The 3,393-nt window shown below is 35.8% G+C and carries 4 protein-coding genes; all 4 read left to right on the top strand.

Annotated features, from left to right (window positions below; genetic code table 11):
• On the top strand, positions 1-678 hold a 678-nt coding region (locus tag K1J10_RS10265), incomplete at its 5' end, for an LPXTG cell wall anchor domain-containing protein (RefSeq protein WP_223357279.1).
• Positions 679-1,297: 619 nt separating this feature from the next.
• Positions 1,298-1,417 carry an accessory Sec-dependent serine-rich glycoprotein adhesin gene (locus K1J10_RS10810; protein WP_223357277.1) on the top strand — a complete coding sequence of 40 codons (120 nt, stop codon included), beginning with the start codon at positions 1,298-1,300 and terminating at the stop codon, positions 1,415-1,417.
• A 6-nt stretch (positions 1,418-1,423) separates the two neighbouring features.
• Positions 1,424-1,681 (top strand): hypothetical protein, encoded by a 258-nt coding sequence (locus K1J10_RS10255; protein ID WP_223357276.1) that lies wholly within the window; start codon positions 1,424-1,426, stop codon positions 1,679-1,681.
• A gap of 56 nt (positions 1,682-1,737) precedes the next feature.
• The gene (locus K1J10_RS10250) at positions 1,738-2,400 is read left to right on the top strand and encodes a sialoglycan-binding domain-containing protein (protein WP_223357274.1); all 663 of its coding nucleotides are present in this window, start codon (positions 1,738-1,740) and stop codon (positions 2,398-2,400) included.
• Positions 2,401-3,393: the final 993 nt, after the last annotated feature.

The raw sequence follows: 3,393 nt of genomic DNA, 5'->3' as shown, positions 1-3,393 counted from the left end.
ACAGCACCAGATGCGCCAGTTGTGAACCCAGTTAAAGCTGGAGATGAAGCAATCACAGGTAAAGCAGAAGCAGGCTCAACAGTCGAAGTCACTCTTCCAGGCGGAGCTAAGAAATCTGTAACAGCCGGTGAAGACGGTACCTTCAGCATTCCAGTATCTGGCTTGAATGAAAACGACGAAATTTCTGTCACAGCAACAGACGCTTCAAACAACACATCAACTCCAACTACAGCAACCGTTGGTAAAGCCGCTGATAAGACAGCACCAGATGCGCCAGTTGTGAACCCAGTTAAAGCTGGAGATGAAGCAATCACAGGTAAAGCAGAAGCAGGCTCAACAGTCGAAGTCACTCTTCCAGGCGGAGCTAAGAAATCTGTAACAGCCGGTGAAGACGGTACCTTCAGCATTCCAGTATCTGGCTTGAATGAAAACGACGAAATTTCTGTCACAGCAACAGACGCTTCAAACAACACATCAACTCCAACTACAGCAACCGTTGGTAAAGCCGCTGATAAGACAGCACCAGATGCGCCAGTTGTGAACCCAGGATCTAAAGCAGAAGTATCTACCCTTCCTAATACTGGTGAAAAACAATCAGTTGTAGCGCTTGGTCTTGCAGTTCTATCGGCCTTATCAGGTGGATTACTTGTTTCGAAGAAACGCAAAGAAGAAGAATAGTTAAATCATCTTATAGTTTGAGTTTCCACTCATTAGTTGGTTTTAACTAGATTACGAGGAGAATAATTTCTCCTCGTTTTTTTGTTCTTTAGGTTTTTAAACTCCAGTATAATAGTAGTTAGTTAGATCAATTTCTTTGATTTATTTTGATTTGTGTGATCAAGGACTCTAAATGTTATGTTTAAATGTACCTTTTATTTTAACTATACTTAATTTTCTTATGTTGTTCAAAGTAGCATTTTTTGAAAAATAAATAGTGAATAGATTATTCATATTTTTGAACCATAATATTATAAATTATTAACAAAATGTGTTAAAATGTGCAATTATGTTCATAATGTAGGATGGGATATTTTTTACTTAAATGCTAATAATTTGGTGTAGTCGATTGGATTTAGTTTAAATTATAAAATTCTAATATTTCGTTGATTGATACTCCCTCATGGATGAACATAGCGAATTGCACAACATTTATTTGATAACTAATTGAATAGAGGAAGGAAAGTATATCTTCTTTAGACGACAAAAAGGACAGTTTAGGGAAATTAATCGTCAGACTAGTTTTAAATTAATTAAATCAGGGAAGCATTGTCTTCGGGCATCAACTTCTCATTTCGGGTTGCTAAAGGTTCTCAGAGGACAAGTTGATACATCTCAAGTGAAGACGGATGTTGTAGAGGATAGTTTAGCTACTTCTTTAACAGGTTTAGATATTTTGAGAGGGGGAGCTACAGTTTGAGCGATTATGACACGTGATGGCAAAGAGATTCCCTCTACTCCAAGTTCAAGGACTGATCAAGGAAATGAGCATATCATATATGCTGGTGATGACTTTACCATAGATTTCACAGCTACGGATGAAACTGGAAAGCTAAAAGAGTTTAAAGTCGTGTCTAAAGCAAGCCCTGACGGAGCTACTTTAACAAGTAATTTCTTCCAAGGAGATACGGGTGCAGAATATGGAACTGGCACGTTAGCTTATTTGACAGGGGGGGGAATATAACAGCAACAACGGATAAGCCAGCTCGTATAACTGTTCATGTCCATCTAAAAGATAATTTGAAGTGGAGCTCTGGTAATAGTTGGCAACGGAATGCTGTTGCGAAGGATGAAAATGATGCACGTAATCAAACAGGTAATGATAGTCTGGGAAATGTTCGTATCACTCAATGGCAACTTATAAACCGTCTTGTGGTTACAAATCCTGAAATTACTCCTGTTGTAGATAATAATGACTTAACATCAACGGAGATATTATCTGTTCAAAATGCTAGCTTTGCTAAGAATAATCAGGCAACACATTGTATCCAAAATATCGAAGTTTCAAAAAATGGGATAGCAATCATTGTTTATAAGGATGGGACAAAGAGTGATCCAATTCCACAATCAGTTACAGTCAATGAACGGCCAAAACCTATTATTCCTTACGACAATAAAGAAACAAAGGAAATTTATGTTTATCGTGGTGAAAATGTTAATTTAACATTTAAAGCGGTGGATGATTCTGGTAAAATTTCATCTCTAAAATTTGAAATGAGTGGAAGTGTTGCTAATATCGTAAATATGATTACAAATGATGAACAAGCAATTGTAACAGTTAATGTAATTCCTGATCGTGATTTGATTTGGAGGGATGGAAATCGTTGGGGTAGAAAGGTTACAGCTATTGATCCAAGTGGGAATTCAGCAACGACTATAGAGTTTACTATTCAACAAGATTAGCTGAAGAACTTATTTGCTAAACTAAAGATTAGTATTACATCGGTTAAAGATAAAGAGCATTTAACAGAATCTGATAAAGAAAAAGTACGTCAAGAAATAAAAAAAAGCACATGATAAGGTGATTTAAAATGGAAGTGAACGCATTTCTAGTATCGATGTGAGTGATTCTGGGATAGCAACTGTCTATTATAACGATAATATTAAAGTTAGCTCAGGTTCACAACAATATTTTCCTACAATTTATAGGATGAGACAGTATCAAATAAAGAATATAAATCTCAATCTGTGTCCCAAAGTACATCAGCCTCAGAGTCTGCGTCAACCAGTGCATCAGACTCGGCAAGCAGGTCAGCCTCAGAGTCAGTAAATATATCTGTCTCAGAATCTGTTTCAGCGCGTGAGTTTGAGTCAGCCTCAATTAGCGGTTCAGGATCATCTTCGATCAGTTCGTTTGTGTCAATATTAGCCTCAGACTCATCTAATACTTCCCGATCTGGGCTAGGTCTATTAGCTGGTTTAGTTGGGTTATTACTAATAGGAAAAAGAAAAATAACCAAGATGAAAGTTAAGTGACTTTATTTTAGTTTGTTTAAAAATACTTTTGGATGATGCATAAAAAATTTGGCAATGACCTTGTTCTCCAGTATTAAGGAATGAGGTCATTGTCTTTTTTTAAGATTGCATATTCTATAAGGATTAAAAATTTTTATCTTTTCTCTACCAGAATGAAAGATAAAATTTTAAAATAGCTAGGTCTTGAATTCTCTAGCTTATACCGATAAGGTTAATATGTATAAAGGTGTTCGTTATACGACTATTTAAAATGAAATTATGTGTGTGTTTCCTAATGATTTATGATAAAATTAATGGAGTTCCTTTGTGAAATTGATTTAAATGATGCGTTCATAGACTTTACAAAGGTAGTGTACAATAAGTTGTGTAAACACAAAAAGGAATAAATCCTGTATAGTAGAGTTGCAACACATTTACTAG

Origin of the sequence: Streptococcus australis (genome assembly GCF_019930045.1) — a bacterium.
Lineage (GTDB): Bacteria > Bacillota > Bacilli > Lactobacillales > Streptococcaceae > Streptococcus > Streptococcus australis_D.
This window is presented reverse-complemented; position numbering and strand designations above follow the sequence as displayed.